At 54.3% G+C, this 18,003-nt stretch carries 18 protein-coding genes; 16 read left to right on the top strand and 2 right to left on the bottom strand.

Features of this window, described 5'->3' with window-relative positions; all coding sequences use genetic code 11:
* The first annotated feature begins 113 nt into the window (after positions 1–113).
* The 14 genes from ACWIUF_RS17185 (at position 114) to pip (ending at position 13,389) form a co-directional block, all read left to right on the top strand.
* Complete coding sequence (locus ACWIUF_RS17185; protein WP_448573747.1) at positions 114–842, top strand: CIS tube protein; 729 nt, start codon at positions 114–116, stop codon at positions 840–842.
* A 2-nt stretch (positions 843–844) separates the two neighbouring features.
* Complete coding sequence (locus ACWIUF_RS17180) at positions 845–1,921, top strand: phage late control D family protein (protein WP_448573746.1); 1,077 nt, start codon at positions 845–847, stop codon at positions 1,919–1,921.
* A 76-nt stretch (positions 1,922–1,997) separates the two neighbouring features.
* Positions 1,998–2,693: a phage baseplate assembly protein V gene (locus ACWIUF_RS17175; protein ID WP_448573745.1), complete on the top strand. Its 696-nt coding sequence runs from the start codon at positions 1,998–2,000 to the stop codon at positions 2,691–2,693.
* Positions 2,693–3,016 carry a PAAR-like protein gene (locus ACWIUF_RS17170; RefSeq protein WP_448573744.1) on the top strand — a complete coding sequence of 108 codons (324 nt, stop codon included), beginning with the start codon at positions 2,693–2,695 and terminating at the stop codon, positions 3,014–3,016. The genes ACWIUF_RS17175 and ACWIUF_RS17170 overlap by 1 nt, the downstream gene beginning before the upstream one ends.
* An 89-nt stretch (positions 3,017–3,105) precedes the next feature.
* Positions 3,106–3,342: a UPF0175 family protein gene (locus ACWIUF_RS17165; RefSeq protein WP_448573743.1), complete on the top strand. Its 237-nt coding sequence runs from the start codon at positions 3,106–3,108 to the stop codon at positions 3,340–3,342.
* Positions 3,342–3,830 (top strand): DUF3368 domain-containing protein, encoded by a 489-nt coding sequence (locus tag ACWIUF_RS17160; RefSeq protein WP_448573742.1) that lies wholly within the window; start codon positions 3,342–3,344, stop codon positions 3,828–3,830. Before ACWIUF_RS17165 ends, ACWIUF_RS17160 begins: the two co-directional genes overlap by 1 nt.
* An 81-nt stretch (positions 3,831–3,911) precedes the next feature.
* The gene (locus tag ACWIUF_RS17155; RefSeq protein ID WP_448573741.1) at positions 3,912–4,304 is read left to right on the top strand and encodes a GPW/gp25 family protein; all 393 of its coding nucleotides are present in this window, start codon (positions 3,912–3,914) and stop codon (positions 4,302–4,304) included.
* 71 nt (positions 4,305–4,375) lie between these two features.
* Positions 4,376–4,636, top strand: coding sequence for a hypothetical protein (locus ACWIUF_RS17150; protein WP_448573740.1), 261 nt, complete (start codon positions 4,376–4,378; stop codon positions 4,634–4,636).
* Between the two features lie 32 nt (positions 4,637–4,668).
* The gene (locus ACWIUF_RS17145; protein WP_448573739.1) at positions 4,669–8,109 is read left to right on the top strand and encodes a putative baseplate assembly protein; all 3,441 of its coding nucleotides are present in this window, start codon (positions 4,669–4,671) and stop codon (positions 8,107–8,109) included.
* A 140-nt stretch (positions 8,110–8,249) separates the two neighbouring features.
* Positions 8,250–9,191, top strand: coding sequence for a hypothetical protein (locus ACWIUF_RS17140; protein ID WP_448573738.1), 942 nt, complete (start codon positions 8,250–8,252; stop codon positions 9,189–9,191).
* On the top strand, positions 9,184–9,900 hold the full coding sequence (locus ACWIUF_RS17135) for a phage tail protein I (RefSeq protein ID WP_448573737.1): 717 nt from the start codon (positions 9,184–9,186) through the stop codon (positions 9,898–9,900). Before ACWIUF_RS17140 ends, ACWIUF_RS17135 begins: the two co-directional genes overlap by 8 nt.
* Before the next feature lie 76 nt (positions 9,901–9,976).
* Positions 9,977–12,112, top strand: coding sequence for a tail fiber domain-containing protein (locus ACWIUF_RS17130; RefSeq protein ID WP_448573736.1), 2,136 nt, complete (start codon positions 9,977–9,979; stop codon positions 12,110–12,112).
* Positions 12,113–12,121: 9 nt separating this feature from the next.
* Complete coding sequence (locus tag ACWIUF_RS17125; RefSeq protein WP_448573735.1) at positions 12,122–12,325, top strand: hypothetical protein; 204 nt, start codon at positions 12,122–12,124, stop codon at positions 12,323–12,325.
* Positions 12,326–12,447: 122 nt separating this feature from the next.
* The gene (gene pip, locus ACWIUF_RS17120) at positions 12,448–13,389 is read left to right on the top strand and encodes a prolyl aminopeptidase (RefSeq protein ID WP_448573734.1); all 942 of its coding nucleotides are present in this window, start codon (positions 12,448–12,450) and stop codon (positions 13,387–13,389) included.
* Between the two features lie 223 nt (positions 13,390–13,612).
* Here the strand turns inward: pip and ACWIUF_RS17115 are convergent, their stop codons facing one another.
* On the bottom strand, positions 13,613–14,305 hold the full coding sequence (locus ACWIUF_RS17115) for a hypothetical protein (RefSeq protein WP_448573733.1): 693 nt from the start codon (positions 14,303–14,305) through the stop codon (positions 13,613–13,615).
* Positions 14,306–14,517: 212 nt separating this feature from the next.
* The gene (locus tag ACWIUF_RS17110; protein ID WP_448573732.1) at positions 14,518–14,895 is read right to left on the bottom strand and encodes a DUF5362 family protein; all 378 of its coding nucleotides are present in this window, start codon (positions 14,893–14,895) and stop codon (positions 14,518–14,520) included.
* Positions 14,896–15,194: 299 nt separating this feature from the next.
* Here ACWIUF_RS17110 and rnhA point away from each other — a divergent pair, with 299 nt between their 5' ends.
* Positions 15,195–15,944: a ribonuclease HI gene (gene rnhA / locus ACWIUF_RS17105; RefSeq protein WP_448573731.1), complete on the top strand. Its 750-nt coding sequence runs from the start codon at positions 15,195–15,197 to the stop codon at positions 15,942–15,944.
* Between the two features lie 62 nt (positions 15,945–16,006).
* A complete protein-coding gene (locus tag ACWIUF_RS17100) occupies positions 16,007–17,950 on the top strand; it encodes an ABC transporter ATP-binding protein (RefSeq protein ID WP_448573730.1) in 1,944 nt (647 codons plus the stop codon).
* Positions 17,951–18,003: the final 53 nt, after the last annotated feature.

Genomic DNA, 18,003 nt, shown 5'->3' with positions numbered 1-18,003 from the left:
CTCCCCCACTCCCTACTCCCCCCATGCCTAACCTCGATACCCTGACCGACCAAATCGAACGCCGATTGGCCCGACGGCTGGCGATCGCCCGTGAGCGGCGAGGGTGGTAGGCCATGCAGTTGGAAAAGTTGACGATCATCGAATTGGAAAAGCAACCCCTGACCCCGATTACGGTGCTGTTTAATCCCAACCAGTTTGCCATTACGAAGGTGGGCTGGAAGCAGACAGAGAACCAGGGATTAGTCCCGGCGAAGGAACCCGCCACCCTCTCGGTCAATCTGTTTTTTGACACCAGTTTTCCCACGTCTACACTGGGACGGGTGAACCAGGCGATCGTGCCGTTGATGGGCCGCCCGATCGTGCCCCCGCGCCTAAAGTTACCAGGGGATGCCGGTACGGATGTTCGTGCCTATACCCGACAGATTGCTGCATTGACCGAACACCGGGGCCACTTTACGCCCCCCCGTCCCCCCCTGTGTCGCCTGATGTGGGGACGATCGCGGGAGATCCTCTTTGAGGGCGTGTTGCGCCAGGTTACCCAAACCTTTACCCGCTTTCTGGATGACGGAACTCCCGTACGGGCCACGTTGGAATGTGAATTTGAGGAATGGACCCCCCCAGAGGCGCAGGAGCGCCAGATCAACCCGATCGATGATCCGATCCGCATTGTCAAACGGGGGGAAACCCTGAGCAGTATTGCCGCCGAGGAATACGGTGATCCGGCCCTGTGGCGGGTGATTGCCGAGGCCAACCGGATGGATAACCCACGTCAGTTGAGTCCGGGTCAAGCCTTGACGGTGCCGCCCCTGCGGCCTGCGAGTGTGACCAGGGGGAGGGGGTAGGTATGGTGTTTGCGGTCAGCGATGCCCAAATGTTAGTACCTCGGATCGAGGTGTTGCTAGGGGGGGTAAATCTGAAGACCCTAGTGCCGGGGGTGGATCTGGTGGCGGTGAGTGTCCTGGCTGATCTGGAAGCCCTTACGATGTTTAGCCTCAAGCTCCATAGTCGGGATCTCAGCGATCGGGCGGTCACCTGGATTGACGCGGCAACCTTAGCTGTGGGGCATTTGGTCGAAATCCAAATGGGTTATGGCAAAAGTCTCCAAAGTGTGATCGTGGGCGAAATTACGGGGCTGGAACCAGAGTTTTCGGCAGAACAGGGGATCACGCTCACCCTACGGGGCTATGACCTGCGCCATCGGCTGATGCGGGGCCGCAAAACCAAAGTGTTCCGCCAACGCAAAGATAGCGCCATTGTTCAAGAAATCGCGCAACGGGTGGGGTTACAGGTCCAGGCCGAAGATACCCAGGTGGTGCATGAGTATGTGTTGCAGAATAACCAAACCGATTGGGCCTTTTTGCAAGAGCGGGCCGATCGCATTGGCTATGAACTGCTGGTCACGGGGCGGCAATTGCATTTCCGGCCTTCGCAACAGCGGGAGATGAAACTGCTCACCCTCAAGTTTCCCCAAGCACTGCTGGAATTTATGCCACGTTTGAGTACTTTGGGCCAGGTGGGCCAGGTGGAAGTCCGGGGCTGGGATATGCAAGCAAAGCAACCGATCGTCAGTGCAACAATGGCCCGTACCCAAGCGATCGAAATGGGCGGCAGCAGCAGCGGTCCCCTGATCACCGTGCAAGCCTTTGGGGACAGTAGCCAGACGATCGTGACCCAACCCGTGCGCAGCCGTGCCGAAGCTGACCCGATCGCCCAGGGGCAATTTACACGGATGGCCCTGCGCTATATCGAAGCCGAAGGCACCGCCAGAGGCCACCCCGAAATTCAGGCAGGTACGGTTGTTGAACTCCTGGGCCTGGGTCGCCGCTTTAGTGGCCTCTATTACCTAGTCGCGGTTCATCACACCTACCACGAGGATCAGGGATATCGGACTGAGTTTCGTGCTTGGCGGAATGCGAGTTAGGGAGGAGGGAGGAGGGAGGAGAGAGGAGGGAGGAGTAGATGGGTATTTTTCTAGATAATTTTGAGGGACGTGCGTCATGATCAGTAGTAGTCAATTTCTGGGGGGATTAGCGGCTCAACCGCCAGCCCTGGTTTATGGAGGAGTGGCGATCGCCCTAGTCACCAACAATCAGGACCCCCAACAACTCGGTCGGGTTAAGGTTAGCTTCCCCTGGTTGGGGAGCGGGATCGAAAGCGATTGGATTCGGGTGGTTACACCGATGGCGGGACCGAATCGCGGTTTTTATTGCTTGCCGGAAGTGGACGATGAAGTGTTAGTGGCCTTTGAGCAGGGCAATCTTGATTTCCCCTATGTCTTGGGGACCCTCTGGAATGGTAAGGATATGCCGCCTGCCCAGAATGACGATGGCAAAAATAATGTCCGTCTTTGGAAGACCCGCAGTGGTCACGAAATTCGCTTGGATGATACGGCAGGAAAGGAGCAAATTACCATTGCTGATAAAAGCGGCAAGAATACGATCGTCATTGACACCGCCAGTAATACCCTCACCATTACTACCGAAAAAGATCTCCAGATCAAGGCCAAGGGTAATATCAGCCTGGATGCTGCCCAGGGAGACGTAACGATCGCCTGTCAGAACTTCAAAGTTGACGCCAAGCAAAACTGTGCTCTAGCGGCCAAAGGCCAGGGTAGTTTCAAAGCCCAAGCGGCCCTAGCCCTCAATGGCACGGCTGGGGTCAAGGTAAATGATGGTGCGTTGGAGGTGATCTAATGCCGGGATATGTTCTTCATGTGGGGGCGACGGTCCTCTGTGCCCACGGCGGCCAAGCCCAACCCCTGAGTCCGAATCCACGGGTGAAAGTTGCCGGTCAACCCGTCGTTACCCAAGTCTCTCCCCACAGCATCGCGGGGTGTAGCAATCCGCCGCCGCCCACACAGGTTGGTCCCTGTGTGCTGGCCAATTGGCTCACCGCATCCACACGGGTGAAAGCCTCCCAGCAACCGCTGCTCTTACAAGATAGCCAATCTACCTGTGTGCCAACGGGAACCCCCTTGACGATCGCCCAAATCCAAACACGGGTGCGGGCTATCTAAAACGCTTTCTGCCCGTGACTGAGATCTCAATTGAACCTATCGTTACCAATCAGCCTCTTTCACAAGATTCCGATTTAGGAGCCGAAGTCATGCAACTAACCATCGATCTTCCTGACAATTTAGCACTCACCGAAGCGGATCTTCGTCAAGAACTTGCGATCGCCCTTTTTCAACAGGAACGAATTACCCTGGGCACGGCTAGTCAACTCACTGGCTTGTCTCAAATAGAGTTTCAGCGTTTGATCGCCGATCGGGGGATTTGCGTGCACTATGATGTTGCTGATCTAGAGCATGATCTTGCTAGCTTACGTCAGGATGGGTGGTAATGTTGATCGTTAGTAATACCTCACCCCTGAGTAATCTTGCTTTAATTGGTGAATTTGAACTTTTGCAACGAATTTATTCTAGAATCTTAATTTCACCTATTGTTTATTCAGAATTATTATGTTTACTTGAAATCGAACAAACAATTCTTAATACTGTTAATATTGGTTGGCTTGGAATTGAACAGCCTACTAATCTTTCACTCTTGCAGACGCTAAATCAAGTGCTTGATCTAGGTGAAGCTTCTGCTATTGCTATAGCGATTGATATTAATGCTGACCGTCTACTCATTGATGAACGTATTGGTAGAAGTATCGCACTTTATTATGGCCTTAATATTCGAGGAATTTTAGGTATTTTGATTCATGCTAAAAATCAAAAACTGATCCCTAATACAAAGACTCTACTCGATCGCCTGATCAATCAAGCTGGATTCCGAGTTAGTCAAGCCTTATACACTCGTACTCTTCAAGAATCGGGTGAGCTATGACCTGTAAATTCGCCCTTGTAACAATATCCATTCATCAGTGTATTGAAGTCTAGTAAGTCATAAGAAATTAGGAAAGCAAACATGGCAATGCAGAGTGATTTTTTAGGGGTAGGTTGGTCATCCCCTGTAACCCTGACCCCAACAGGACAAATCCACATGGCTGAGTACGATGAGGCCGTGCGTCAGTCGATCTGGATGATCCTGAGTACAGCGCGGGGGGAGCGGGTCATGCGTCCAGATTTTGGTTGCGGCATCTATGACCTGGTATTCACCACCAATGCCACTGGCACCCTTGGCCAAATTAGTAACGAAGTTGAGCAAGCCTTAACCCGTTGGGAACCCCGCATTGATTTGCTGGATATCCAGGTAGTCAACGCCGAACAAGAACCCACCCAATTACTGATTCAAATCCATTATCGCGTCCGTACCACGAATAACCGCTTTAATCTCGTCTATCCCTTTTACATCGAATAGCTCCCAACCCAAAATCTAAAATCTAAAATCTAAAATCTAAAATCCAAAACCGTCCTCCGGAGTATCAAACCATGCCCCTCCCCCCGCCCAATATTGACCCTCGTTCCGACGCGGAGATCGTGGCGCAGTTGGAGCAATGGGCACAGGCGTTTACTGACTGGCGACCCAATGGCGATCGTCCCGATGCCGGGCGGGCGATGCTCCGGATCTTTGGCCGGATGGCGAGTCAGGTGCGCGATCGCTTGAATCGAGTGCCGGATAAAAACTTCCTGGCCTTTCTCAACCTGATTGGTACCGATCTACTGCCCCCCAACCGGCCCGTGTACCCTTAACGTTTTACCTGGCGACGGGGGCAACCCAGGCGGTGACGGTTCCTGCGGGTACCCAGGTGGCGGCCCTGCCCTTGGCGGGCGAAACCGAGGAAGTGGTCTTTGAAACCGAGCAGGATCTCCTGGTAACGCCAGTACAACTTCAGGCACTCATGGTGCAAGATCCCGATCGCGATCGCTACAGTGACCACAGTGCCGAGCTAATGGCAGATAACCCCACCCCCTTTGCCGCCTTTCGGGGGAATTGGGCGATCGCCCATCGGCTTTACCTCGCCTGTGATAACCTGTTTACCCAGCCCGGTCCCAAGGCATTAACCCTAACGCTGCGATCGTCGGAAGCATCAGTCTTGGCGGCCCTGCCCCTCACCTGGGCCTACTGGGATGGGGCAGACTGGCAACCCATTTTGGGGGTAATTAAGGGGCTGAGTCTTCAGATTGATGTCAATCAGGGGCAGGTCACAGTACAACCAGGAACCGCGATCGATGCGGCGGGCCACCGGATTCAGCTTTTGTCACCCCAAACCCTGGCGCTAGCCACCTTTTTCCCGGTGGCCCCCACGGTGTCAGCGATCGTCGTTGTCTTACTGGCCCACAATGCCAATGCACCCGACGCCCCAACCTTGAGGGTGGTGCGCCAAACTGAACTCGGTACCTATCCGGCCACGACCCACCTGCGCCTTGTCCTGCTGGAGCTACGGAACGATGGCAGCATTCGCCGCACCCTACCCACAGGGGAGGTTCCCCCAATGCCGACTTGGGAACTGACGTGGCCGACGGCACCGGCCTTTGCCAAAACTACAGTGGATGGGGTAGAAGCAGCCTGGTTGCGCATCCAACTCGACAATACGCCCCTCCCCCCCGGCAACGCCTTGCCTTTGGTTGGGGTGATCACGGCCCAAATCAACCTGAATCGCACCGGCTTAGTGCCCGATCGCGCCTTTTTCAACAATGCCCCCCTCGATCTCAGCAAGGACTTCTATCCCTTTGGAGAGCAACCCCGCTTTAATGACACCTTCTACTTCGCCAGTCGGGAGGTCTTCTCGCCATTCTCCGGTGGAGACGCTGCGCGAACGGGGCAATCGGTCCAAATCCAAATCGCACTGAATGCGGACCACCGGGTTACAGCGCACGACGTAGAGGTAGCCTGGGAAGTTTGGCAAGGCAGTCGGTGGCAACGCCTTACGATCCCAACGGATCAACTTGCCACTGCAACCTTTACCCAAAATGGGGTGCTCACCCTATCGCTACCGGCCCCGATCGCCCCAACGACGATCGCAGGGGAAAGCCATTACTGGCTTAGGGCCAGATTGAGCCGGGGCAACTATGGGGAAGCCGCTAAAACCCAGGAACGTCCAGTGGCAGGGGTGGCTTATCCAGTCTATGAGTTGGTGGAAGCCAGCTACACACCGCCGGTTGTGCAAACCCTCACCCTGGCCTATCAAGTCACCCAGACCCATCTGGTAACGCAGATCCGAACGGACAATGATTTTCAATTCCACAATCCGTTTTGGCAACTACAAGCGGTGGCTAAGGCGGGTACCACCCAGTTGACCTTAGAAGCTGTTGGACCGTTGCAGGCTAACGATCGCCTGCTCCTTAACCCCAGCGGCCCCAACCTCGAAGTGGTTGAAGTTGCGAGTGTGAATCCGTTGCGGCAATTAGTGACCTTAAAAACGCCGCTGCAACATGATTATGTTCCTGGCACGTTGGTATTTCAGTTTTTCCCCATGTTTGAGCCAACCCGCGACACTGAGCCAGCCCTTTATGTGGGGTGTGATCGCCCTTTCCCAAATTTAGTCAATACCCTCTATCTCAGCCCCGTGATGCCCGAACCCGGTGCGATCGCCCAAAGTACCCCGTCTGAAACTCCTGCCCAAGTGATTTGGGAATACAGCAGCCTAGGGGGCTGGCGCAATTTAGGAGCTGTGGATACCACCCACCAGTTCAGCGAACCGGGGTTACTCCAATTTATAGGTCCCGTGGATTTTGTGCCGCGATCGCGGTTTGGGCGCACCCTCTACTGGTTACGTGCCCGCTGGGAGCGCGGTGACTTCCGGGTACCACCGGGGATACAGCGACTTCTGGCCAATACGACCTGGGCTAGCCAAACCACGACCTTCCGACACCAGAATTTGGGGTCTAGCAACGGCAATCCCCACCTGCAAGTACAAACTCCGCAAGCGCCCGTCCTCTTGGGGGAACGCCTGGAAGTCTATGAGGGAGAAACCGCAACCACAGGCACCTGGACCCACTGGCAGGGCGTTCCGGATTTTTACACATCAGGTCCGCACGATCGCCATTACTACCTCGATCGCTCCACCGGTTGGATTACCTTTGGCGACGGTCAGCGAGGCCGTGTTCCCCCGATTGGCCAGAACAATATCCGCATCACCTATGCGACTGGGGGCGGCAGTCGGGGCAATCGGGCGACCCAAACGGTGACCGAATTAAAAACCACCGTGCCCTATCTCGATCACGCCCTCAACTGGGAAGCCGCGACGGGCGGGGCCGAACTGGAATCCCTCGATCGGGCACGGGAACGGGGACCCAAACGCCTGCGCCATCGGGGCCGTGCCGTCACTGCCGCCGATTTAGCCGATCTGGCCTACGAAGCCTCCCCTGGCATCGCACGGGTACAGGTGATCACCCCCCGCTTTCGCACAGCTAACTTGCAGTGGCAACCCATCTGTCACTTGGAAGTCACCGCGCCGGGAGAGATTCGGGTACAGTTGACTAACCTGAGCGCGATCGCCAGCGAGACTATTGAAGTTACGGTGTCGCTAACCGGCCCAGGGCAACAGCACCCCTACGCTCACCAGAGCGGAGCCGCTGACCTCGCATTAAGCTATACCGTTACGCCCGAACACGTGACCCTAGGCCAGGACTGGTACGTGACCCTCACCAACCAGCGCCCCGTCCGTGCCACAGGCTTCCTCCAAATTGACTATCCCGGCGGCAACCGCACCAACGTTGATGTGGATATTCCCGCGATCGACGCCAACCAGATCGACACCGCCGGTCACGTGGAAATCATCCTGGTGCCCCAGAGTTCTGAGCGCCAACCCACCCCCATCCTTGCCCTCCTCGATCGCGTCGAAACCTACCTGCGCGATCGTGCCCTGCCCACCCTCAGCCTCACCGTCACTGAACCCGACTGGGCCGAAGTCACCGTCAGCACTACCGTGGTCCCCCGCACCTTGACGGGCCTCGATCGCCTCCACCAGCAGGTCAACGACGCCCTCACCTACTTTCTTCATCCCCTGACGGGTGGCCCCGATCGCCAAGGCTGGGCCTTTGGTCGCCGTCCCCATACCTCCGATCTCTACCGCATCATCGAAGCGATGCCCAACATCGATCACGTTCAAAGTCTCACGATTGACATCGATCCGCCCCTTACCAGTAGCCAACTCCGTCGCGATCGCTTGCTGATCTATTCCGGCACCCATCAAATCGCAATCTCTGTCGATTCCAGTTGAGGACAATGCCAGTTGAGGACAATGCCAGTTGCAATCATGCACAACCCCATGCGGGCGGGTTTGATTCACCCCTCTGTCCAGGCAACCAATTTTCGGTAAACCCGCCCCTACCATTCAAAATTCAAAATTCAAAACTCCCCATGCCGCTCCCCCTCCCGAATCTCGACGATCGCACCTATGCGGATCTCATGGCCGAAGCGCGATCGCACATTCCCCAAGAGTATGCCGAATGGACCGACCATAATCCCAGCGATGGGGGCATTATTCTACTGGAACTGCTGGCCTGGTTAACGGAAATGGTGCTGTACCGGGTCGATCGCGTGCCCGATAAGAATGTGGTCACCTACCTCCAACTCCTCAACGGGACCGATTGGCAATTTAATAGCGATCTAGAAACAGCCATCCAGCAAACCCTGAGTGATTTACGACAACGCTATCGAGCCGTTACCCCCGCCGATTTTGAACAGTTGATTTTGGACCAGTGGCCCCAGAGCGATCGGAGCGTTGCCATCGGGGAAACAGCCAAGGTTCAGCGGGTCTATTGCCTTCCCCAGCGTAACCTCAGTGCGGAGGGTCCGGAAGCTCCCAGCCGGGAGGCACCCGGTCATATTAGTGTGGTGATTGTGCCTGCTGTCTCTACCTCGGAACCCCAACCGCAACCGAGTCTGGCCCTGCGTCAATCCCTGTGGCAATGGCTCGACGATCGCCGCCTACTCACCACCCAGCACCATGTCGTTGGGCCAGCGTATACACCGGTCCAGATCGCCGCTGAACTGGTGTTACAGGAGGGAGCCGCTTTACCCAGCAGGATTCGGACACAGGCGATCGCCGCCCTAACCCAATTTTTTGATCCCCGCACGGGGGGGGAACAGGGCACGGGTTGGCCCTTTGGCCGCAGCGTACATCGTTCTGAGGTGTTTGAGTTGCTCGATCGCCTACCGGGGGTGGACTATGTGCAAACCGTCACGCTCCAGGGAAATCCTGACCAAACCCAGGTGTCCTTAGTGGCTCATGGGTTAGTGGCGATCGTCGTGGGTCCTAGCGATATCGTAATCCGGGAGGCATGGGAGATTAATGAATAGCCAGAATCAGAATAGCCAGAATCAGAATGCCAACATCCCCCCCCAGCGAGTGAGTAGTTACAGTCAATACCTGCCCGCGATTCTGCAAAGTGATCCGTTTATCAGCCGTTGGTTGCTGGCGTTTGAACGGTGTTTGAGTGATCTATCGCCGGGGGAGCCGGGGGACCCCCTCCCGGAACAATTAGGGTTCGAGATGTTGCTCGATCGCATCCACACCTATTTCCAAGCCGTCCCCTCGCCTCAAGAAGCGCGGGTGACACCGAGTGAATTCCTCCCCTGGTTAGCCAGTTGGGTGGCCCTGAGTTTACGCGAAGATTGGCCCGATGACCTCAAACGTCGCTTTATTAGCCAGATGGTCCCCCTCTATCGCTTACGTGGGACGAAGGCAGGCATTAAACGATTGTTGGAACTCTATACCGGTGAAGAAGTCACGATCTACGAATTAGCCGATCCGCCCCACTATTTCCAGGTGGAAATGACCTTAAGTGTCAATCCTAGCGATCGCGAACGATTACGGCGGCAGCAACAAATTGCCAGGGCAATTTTAGACCAGGAAAAACCGGCTCATACCTTCTATTACCTACAAGTGCTAACACCGTCCCTCCAAATCCGCAATGATCCGGTTGATCCGGATAATCCCGAAGGGCCACCCGTCGGCATCTGGGTGGGTGTCAACACCCTCCTGGGTACCAGCCAGTTAACGGGGTAATGAGTGGGGTAACGCATCATACCCATCCGTTATCCCTAATTGTCACTGAACCACATGCTTAAGTTTGGAGAGATCTATGACCGCCGACTATACCCAGTATCCCTATATTGAAAAGCGCATCCGTTACTTTGACGGCCAATTTCTCAAAGATCAAGACTTTATTGATGAGCAAAAATATCACATCGATCGCCAACGTCGCCATCAACGCTTTCTCTATGTGTCAGGCATTGTGGATGGCCTGGAAGTCACTGCCGGTAGCCCAGAAAACCCTGACACGCCCGATTTGGTCACGGTGGCCGCTGGTACGGCCCTCGATCGCGACGGGCGTCAACTGGTGCTGGGCAGTCGTCGGCAGGTCTCCCTGGGGGCAGTGCGCGATCGCCAGCAAACGATCCAGGTTTACCTGGTGATCCAGTATGGGGAAGTGGGTAGTGATCCGGAACAAGCGGGCGGAGACACCTATCGCCGTTGGCATGAGGTACCGAACCTCACAACTGTGGCGCTGACCAACCCTGATAACCCTGAGGCAAGTCCTATCCCCAATGATGCCGTCGTTTTGGCGTTGCTCACCCTAAACGCGGAGGGGGTGGTCACGGTGGATGCGAGTGTGCGGGTCTATTCGGGGCTGGCGTTGCCGGGAGCCTCAGCCTTCTCAGGGCGACCAACGTTGCGATCGGGCGGGACACGCGCACCGGATCTGGCCGTTTTGCGAGGTCGCCTGAGTGTGACGGGGTTCACTGGCTTGGGGACAGACACGCCCCAGGGTCGCCTGCATATTGTGCACGAACCCCAGGATGCCAACGGCAATGCCCTGATCATGGGACCGGCGGATGGGAGCAATCTCCGGTTGGGCTACCACGCGGACTATGCTTGGCTGCAAAGTCACGGGAATCGGCCCCTGACGATTAATCCCGTAGGGAACGCGGTCGGTATTGGGACAACGGCACCGAAAAGTACGCTGGCGATCGCGGGCGGGATGGCGATCGGAAATACTTTTGCTAGCAACACTCCCGCTCCAAACAACAGCCTGGTGATTGAGGACAAGATCGGCATCGGCACGGCTGATCTCCAAGGCAACTATCGTTTGGTTTTACAACAGACAACGGCAAATTCTGGCTATGGGTTACGGGTGTTGAATCCCGATCAATCGCGCAGTGCACAACTGTGGGTGGGTACCGGCGGTGCAGTTCTCGATGCCGAAGGCAGTACCCATTTACATTTACGAACAGCCGGAGCCGATCGCCTCTTTATTAGCAATGGTGGCAATATTGGTATCGGCGGCAATAACCCACTCCAAATGCTAGATATTAATGGTCGTTTGCATATCGCCAATGGCGTTATTCAGCGGGGAGGGAATGCCATTACGAATACCAGTGATTTGGGCTTGTATTCCCAAGTGAGTGGCCACTGGATTCGCATTGTTTCTACTAATGCCCCCATTCGCTTCTTCACAGATGGGGGGATTGGAACAACGGTTCGTATGTCGATCGAGAGCAATGGCAATGTCAATATTAACCAAGGTCTAACCGTCAGCGGTGCGTTATCAGCGAATAGTATCAGCGCATCGGGTATAATGAGTGCTAACAATGCCGCGATCGGACCCGGTAATTTGACCGCAACTGGTCCTATTTATGCCGCTAGTTCTGATATTTATTTCACGCAAACTAATCACAGGCATACAGGAATTGGTAATGCAACAGGTCATGCTGCAATTGAAAATTCTCAGGAGTATAATGCCCTGATGATTTTGGGGCGCAGTTCATATCCTAATAATAGACTCAAACGCAAGGTCAATCTTTATGACGATGTCGAAATTGCTGGCGGGCTACAAGTACGATCTGTGCCCTTTGGCGATGCTCGCAATATGCAATGGAATGACCAGAGTGGTGCTCTCCAGTATGATAATTCTTCACGGCGCTATAAGGAGAATATTACGGATTTACGGGATGACTTTGCTCAAATTTTACGTGCTCAGCCAAAAACCTACACTCGTCCTGATAACCCAGATCGCTGGGAAATTGGCTACATCGCCGAAGAATTTCAAGACTTGGGCCTCGATCGGCTCTTGTATTTTGATCAAGAGGGTTTACCGGATGGCATTAACTATCGTAAGATCAGCCTCTATTTACTTGAAGTCGTGAAAGACCTAGCCCAGAAAGTTCAAGGGTATGAGCAGCGCCTTGAACAACTTGAATCTAAAGATTTAGCCTAAGGGAGCAAGATGAAAGAGCAACTGCAAGAGCGACTGCAAGCCCTGAAATCTGAGTATGAGTCTGGTCAACGGCTCCTCAGCGAGTTGGAACTGAAACAAGCCAATTTGCGCGATACCCTCCTGCGCATCAGTGGTGCAATTCAAGTCCTAGAAGAACTCCTAGATGGAGCCGTAGAGGATGCCGAGCAGGTCCCCAAAAATTCGTCTTTATAAAGCTTGGACACTCTGGCTATATTGACCTGCTACAGACTTTTTCCTTGACAAAGGACAGGGCTGGGGCTGGAAGAGAGGCAGGCTGTATTACACTTGAACAAAACTCTTCATTGGTTTGCTTAATGCGTAATTTGTATCCGCCGATCGAGCCGTATCAAACGGGCAGGTTAGCCGTCTCCGATCTCCATGAGATCTACTACGAGGTTTCGGGGAACCCGAAGGGTAAGCCAGTGGTGGTGTTACATGGCGGGCCAGGGGGAGGCAGCCAGCCGTTTTATCGCCAGTATTTTGATCCCGATCGCTGGCGGATTGTGATGTTTGATCAGCGGGGCTGTGGGCGGAGTACGCCCCATGCGGAGTTGCAGGAAAATACGACCTGGGATTTAGTGGCGGATATTGAACAGTTGCGATCGCTGCTGGGGATTGAGCAGTGGGTGATCTTTGGGGGGAGTTGGGGGAGTACGTTAGCATTGGCCTATAGTGAGACTCATCCCGATCGCTGTTTGGGGTTAATCCTGCGGGGCATTTTTATGCTGCGTCGCAAGGAACTTCTCTGGTTTTATCAAGAGGGCACAAGCTATATTTTCCCCGATGCGTGGCAAGCTTATCTGGAACCCATTCCACCGGCAGAGCGGCATGACTTGATCAGTGCCTATTATCGACGGTTAACGAGTGAAGATGCGGCGGTGCGATCGCAGGCGGCGCGGGCCTGGTCGGTGTGGGAGGCGAGTACGAGTCGGTTAATTCCCGATCCGGAGATGATGGTTCGCTTTGCCCGTGAGGAATTTGCCGATGCCTTTGCCCGGATTGAGTGTCATTATTTTGTCAATAGTGGCTTTTTTGATCCAGAGGATCAACTATTACAACAGGTCGATCGTATTCGTCATTTACCGGCGGTGATTGTTCAGGGTCGCTATGATGTGGTGTGCCCGATGATCAGTGCGTGGGAGTTGCATCAGGCGTGGCCGGAGTCGGAGTTGATTATTGTTCCTGATGCGGGCCATTCGATGAGTGAACCGGGGATTCGCAGTGCTTTGATTGAGGCCAGCGATCGTTTTGCCTAATATTAATACAGCCGTTGCCTCTCTAAGGAAGTACTGTTGAAGTACGGTCAAGCCTTGCGAACAAGGGGCTTAAGCCCCTTGTCTGTACCTCACCAAGTATGGAAGTGCTATAGAATAGCATTCAGGGGAAGTCTAGCCCTGGGATTCAGCGATGGATAGAAGTACTGTAGAACGGCAACAGCTCCTTGAAATCGTAAAACACCACCAACGAATGACTCAAGCTCTAGATATTCGTCCGTTGTATACCGACCACATCTTCATAGGCTGCCACCCACATACAATAGGTGAGTGGAATGGTGAAAAAGATACCCACAAAACAAGCAATTAAACCACCAATATTGATCACCCCCATTAGTAGGCCAAAAACAAACCATGCAAACCATTGTTTAGTCACAATTTTGCGACTGGTTTCCATCGCCTCCCAAAAGTTCATGTTGCGATCTAAAATCAACGGAATAATCAATTGATATGCAGTTGCCAGATAAATGCCAGGGATTAAACAAAAAGCAGATCCGACTAAAATAAAGAATTGAGAAGCGATGAATGAAAGCACTAGTGGTGCAAACCACTGGAAGCCCTTAAAGAAATCGCCGAATTCTAGATTCTGATTATTCAATCTTTTGAACGCCCCCAGATAGAAACCAGCCAAGAGTGGGGAAGTAATCAAGATGCCGATAACTGGACTAATACGGACGTTGCCTCTAAATAGAAAAGTGTCAATGCCAGCCAAAAGACTGCCAATTACCCCAACTAGGACCGTATACACCACCATCAGAGCCAGATTACTTTCAAAGATTCGCCAACCGCGACTGATGTAGTCACCTATATTGAAAACATAGCCTTCATCCAAAAGCATTTGAATACTTCTACGACCAGAACCACCTGTGTTTTCATCTTGCACATTTTCATCTTGCATGGAATGATTCCTTTAACTAGACTTTAAAACAACTACAAGAATGGGAAAAAGAGGAATAAAGAAAGGTACTTTTTTTGAAAACTAGTGCCCTATCAGTCGTAATTTTTAGGATTTCAGATAGTTCCAAAATTCTTCGACAAGCTCAGGCTGACCAGAAATGACACGTTTGGGCTGAGCCTGTCGAAGTCCGACTGCTTAAGCTTAACGATTTACTAGCGTGTTGTGGCAAACAAAATGGCTAAGATCAATGCCAAGACGACAAAGATGATGCTAATAATAATTGCCCAGTATTGTAGAGTATACAGCTTGCGCAGTTGACCTAGAGCCATCATGAGGTTAGCGATATCGCTGCCTTGCGTATCCACAATGCGCCGGAACGAGTCGGCTGCGTTTTTAGTCCACAGGCCAATCAGAATATACAGAACACCCACGAAAAGATTAGAAAGGGACTTCAGACCACCGAAGACTCCCCCTAAAACCGTCAGTGCGCCCAAGGCAATAAATAGTAGGCCCACAAATCCCATTTTGCGAGCTAAATCTCCAAACAACTCATTCTGGGATGTGTCAAACTCAAACTCATGTGACTCCATGCGGCCTGACCTCTACGCTTCAAAAAAATAATTAGAACCCCTGATCTGCTCAAACGTAATTGAGGGATGAGGAAATGGCTAAAATGCTGTTATCTCAACCAAATGTCAACAATTGCTGAACTGTGCCTATCCTACCGGTTGCCAGCAAAATGGCTGGAATTCTTCGTATTTTTTAAAAAATCAGCTAGAAATCCCCCTGAGAAGCAAGTTTACCCACCGATCGCGCTTTTATGGGTCCCTAGCTGTCAAGATTTTGTGCCAAGATCCTGAAGGACGATCGCTCCCTCAACCTAGCCACGATGACCCCCGAACAACTGCAAGCTTGGGCACAGGCCCAAATCAACAATCCGTCTCCCCCCAGCCCTAGCCCGGAAGTGGGGCAAGCGATCCTGCACCTCCTCGCCGAAGTGGAGTCAACCCGCCGTTCGCATAGCATCTCCAGCGGAGAATCGCAGACCATACCCCAACCTAAAGTGTCCCTGCGATCGCGCCGCGTCTCCCCTAAAGAATCAACCCCCTCGTCCACCCACTCCCCCCAACCCGGCCTCCACAAAATTGCCAGCCTCTACACCGATGGAGCCTGTGCCGGTAACCCTGGCCCCGGTGGCTGGGGCGTTGTGATCTATTTCAACGACGGCAGCGTTCACGAAATGGGGGGCTTTGACCCGCAGACGACCAATAACCGCATGGAACTGCAAGCGGCGATCGCGGCCCTGGAATACCTCACCCAATCCGACCAACGTGATCCCGTGGTCTTATACACCGACAGCGAATATGTGAAAAACGGCATCACGAAATGGATCAAAGGCTGGAAACGTCGAGACTGGAAAACGAGCCAGGATAAACCCGTCCTCAACCAGGATCTCTGGGAACGCCTGGATGCGCTGAACTCACCCCAAATTACCTGGGAGTATGTCCGAGGCCATGCTGGGGATGCGGGGAATGAACGGTGCGACGCGATCGCCCGTGGCTTTGCGACTCGGAAGCCCCCTATCCTACAACAACAAGCCCCTCTGGACGCGCTACAATCCCAGCAATCCCATCCATAAGATGACCCCAAGCTCACCAAGAGATATTGCCTGTCGATAGTTTGCGTGTTGGCCCCGACGTAATGCCCCATCCTGTCCTCGAACTTCGTCAATTAACGGTGCAATTTCCCACTAGCAGCGAGGCTCGGCCCGCCGTCGATCGCCTCTCCCTCACCGTCCAGCAGGGCAAAACCTTGGGCATTGTCGGGGAATCCGGCTCCGGTAAATCCGTCACGGCCCTCGCGATCATGGGGTTGCTCCCGGCCACGGGGCAAGTGACCCAGGGTGAAATCTGGTTTCAGCCTCCCCAGGCACAAACCAACGCGATCGCGCAGAGAATCGACCTTCTCAAGCTCTCGCCTGCCCAAATGCAGCCCTACCGGGGATCGCAACTGGCGATGATTTTCCAGGAACCCCTGAGTTCCCTCAACCCGGTGTACACCATTGGCCAGCAACTCATCGAAGCCATCCGGCTTGATCCGAATATCACGGCCACCGCTGCCCGTGCCCGCGCGATCGCCCACCTCCAGGAAGTCAAATTACTGGCCCCCGAGGCGAGGCTTGCCGCCCAGTTCCAGGCAGACGCCCAGAAAGCCGGTCAGCCCCCCCTCAGCGACCCCCAGCTTCACCAGGAAAGCCAACGCCACTACCAAGCCTTCCTCGATCGCTATCCCCACCAACTTTCCGGCGGCCAAATCCAGCGGGTCATGCTAGCAATGGCGATCGCCCGTCAACCCGCCTTGTTAATTGCCGACGAACCCACTACGGCCCTCGATGTCACGGTCCAAGCCAGCATTCTGGATCTCCTGCGGGAACTGCGCGATCGGCACCAGATGGGCCTGATTTTTATTAGTCATGATCTGGGCGTGATTGCCGAAATTGCCGATACCGTCGCCGTCCTGTACCAGGGACGCTTAGTCGAGTGTGGCCCCATCCTGGATATTTTCAGCAACCCCCAACATCCCTATACCAAGGGCTTACTAGCCTGTCGTCCCCCCCTCGATCGTCGTCCCCGTCGCCTGCTCACCATCGCCGACTTCATGGCGGATCTGCCCACCGATCATGGTCATGCCCAGGATAGCGTTGCGAGTACGTCTCCGCAGGCGCATCAGCCAGCGCCCCCCCTACCCCAACCCGCCTCCCGACTCGAGACCGCAGCCGAACTCAACCAACGCCTTACCACGTTGCACCAACAGGACCCCCTACTCTCCGTGCGGGATCTCCATGTGGCCTTTCCGGTACGCGGTGTCCTAGGCCGCATCCGTCGCTATATCGTGGCGGTCAATGGTGTCTCGTTTGAGATTTACCCCGGTGAAACCGTAGGGTTGGTGGGGGAGTCGGGCTGTGGTAAAACCACCCTGGCCCGTACCCTGCTGCGCCTTAACCGTCCCCAGCAGGGGGAAATTTGGTTTGGGGGGGAAAATGTCGCCCACCTGACGGGCAAACGCCTGCAATGTTTGCGCCGCGACCTGCGCATTGTGTTCCAAAACCCCTTCAGTTCTCTGAATCCCCGCATGACGATCGGAGACACCTTGATGGAACCCCTGCGGCTGCACTCAACCCTGAACCGACGGCAACGCCAGGCAGAAGCGATTCGGTTGCTGGAGGATGTGGGCCTGCTCCCCCAGTCGGGCCAAACCGCCCAAGCATTTCTCAACCGCTATCCCCATGAGTTCTCGGGTGGGCAACGTCAACGTATTTGTATCGCCCGTGCCCTGGCCCTTCAGCCGCGTTTGATTATTTGCGATGAGTCCGTCTCGGCTCTGGATGTTTCGGTGCAAGCCCAGGTTCTCAATCTGCTCAAGTCCCTGCAACAAAAGCATAACCTCACCTACTTGTTTATTTCCCATGACCTGAGTGTGGTCAAGTTCATGAGCGATCGCATTTTGGTGATGAACCGGGGCCGGATCGAGGAAAGTGGCCCTGCGGAGCAAATTTACCATCAACCCCAACAGCCCTACACCCGCAAGCTGATCGCGGCCATTCCCCCCGGCACCGTCGATCGCATCCGTGCCCGTCTGGCCTAGGGTTCATCCCAGAAGCCAGATCTGGTAGATTGGGGCAAATTGTCAGCGGTTCT

Source organism: Trichothermofontia sp., assembly GCF_053493415.1.
This window is presented reverse-complemented; position numbering and strand designations above follow the sequence as displayed.

Excerpts from the sequence above, each read along its gene's own strand:
- ACWIUF_RS17100 (WP_448573730.1), top strand. The coding sequence starts at position 16,007 with ATGCCCCATCCTGTCCTCGAACTTCGTCAATTAACGGTGCAATTTCCC.
- ACWIUF_RS17180 (WP_448573746.1), top strand. The coding sequence starts at position 845 with ATGGTGTTTGCGGTCAGCGATGCCCAAATGTTAGTACCTCGGATCGAG.
- ACWIUF_RS17150 (WP_448573740.1), top strand. The coding sequence starts at position 4,376 with ATGCCCCTCCCCCCGCCCAATATTGACCCTCGTTCCGACGCGGAGATC.
- ACWIUF_RS17155 (WP_448573741.1), top strand. The coding sequence starts at position 3,912 with ATGGCAATGCAGAGTGATTTTTTAGGGGTAGGTTGGTCATCCCCTGTA.
- ACWIUF_RS17115 (WP_448573733.1), bottom strand. The coding sequence starts at position 14,305 with ATGCAAGATGAAAATGTGCAAGATGAAAACACAGGTGGTTCTGGTCGT.
- ACWIUF_RS17135 (WP_448573737.1), top strand. The coding sequence starts at position 9,184 with ATGAATAGCCAGAATCAGAATAGCCAGAATCAGAATGCCAACATCCCC.
- ACWIUF_RS17185 (WP_448573747.1), top strand. The coding sequence starts at position 114 with ATGCAGTTGGAAAAGTTGACGATCATCGAATTGGAAAAGCAACCCCTG.
- pip (WP_448573734.1), top strand. The coding sequence starts at position 12,448 with ATGCGTAATTTGTATCCGCCGATCGAGCCGTATCAAACGGGCAGGTTA.
- ACWIUF_RS17130 (WP_448573736.1), top strand. The coding sequence starts at position 9,977 with ATGACCGCCGACTATACCCAGTATCCCTATATTGAAAAGCGCATCCGT.
- ACWIUF_RS17170 (WP_448573744.1), top strand. The coding sequence starts at position 2,693 with ATGCCGGGATATGTTCTTCATGTGGGGGCGACGGTCCTCTGTGCCCAC.
- ACWIUF_RS17160 (WP_448573742.1), top strand. The coding sequence starts at position 3,342 with ATGTTGATCGTTAGTAATACCTCACCCCTGAGTAATCTTGCTTTAATT.
- ACWIUF_RS17175 (WP_448573745.1), top strand. The coding sequence starts at position 1,998 with ATGATCAGTAGTAGTCAATTTCTGGGGGGATTAGCGGCTCAACCGCCA.
- rnhA (WP_448573731.1), top strand. The coding sequence starts at position 15,195 with ATGACCCCCGAACAACTGCAAGCTTGGGCACAGGCCCAAATCAACAAT.
- ACWIUF_RS17125 (WP_448573735.1), top strand. The coding sequence starts at position 12,122 with ATGAAAGAGCAACTGCAAGAGCGACTGCAAGCCCTGAAATCTGAGTAT.
- ACWIUF_RS17140 (WP_448573738.1), top strand. The coding sequence starts at position 8,250 with ATGCCGCTCCCCCTCCCGAATCTCGACGATCGCACCTATGCGGATCTC.
- ACWIUF_RS17165 (WP_448573743.1), top strand. The coding sequence starts at position 3,106 with ATGCAACTAACCATCGATCTTCCTGACAATTTAGCACTCACCGAAGCG.
- ACWIUF_RS17110 (WP_448573732.1), bottom strand. The coding sequence starts at position 14,895 with ATGGAGTCACATGAGTTTGAGTTTGACACATCCCAGAATGAGTTGTTT.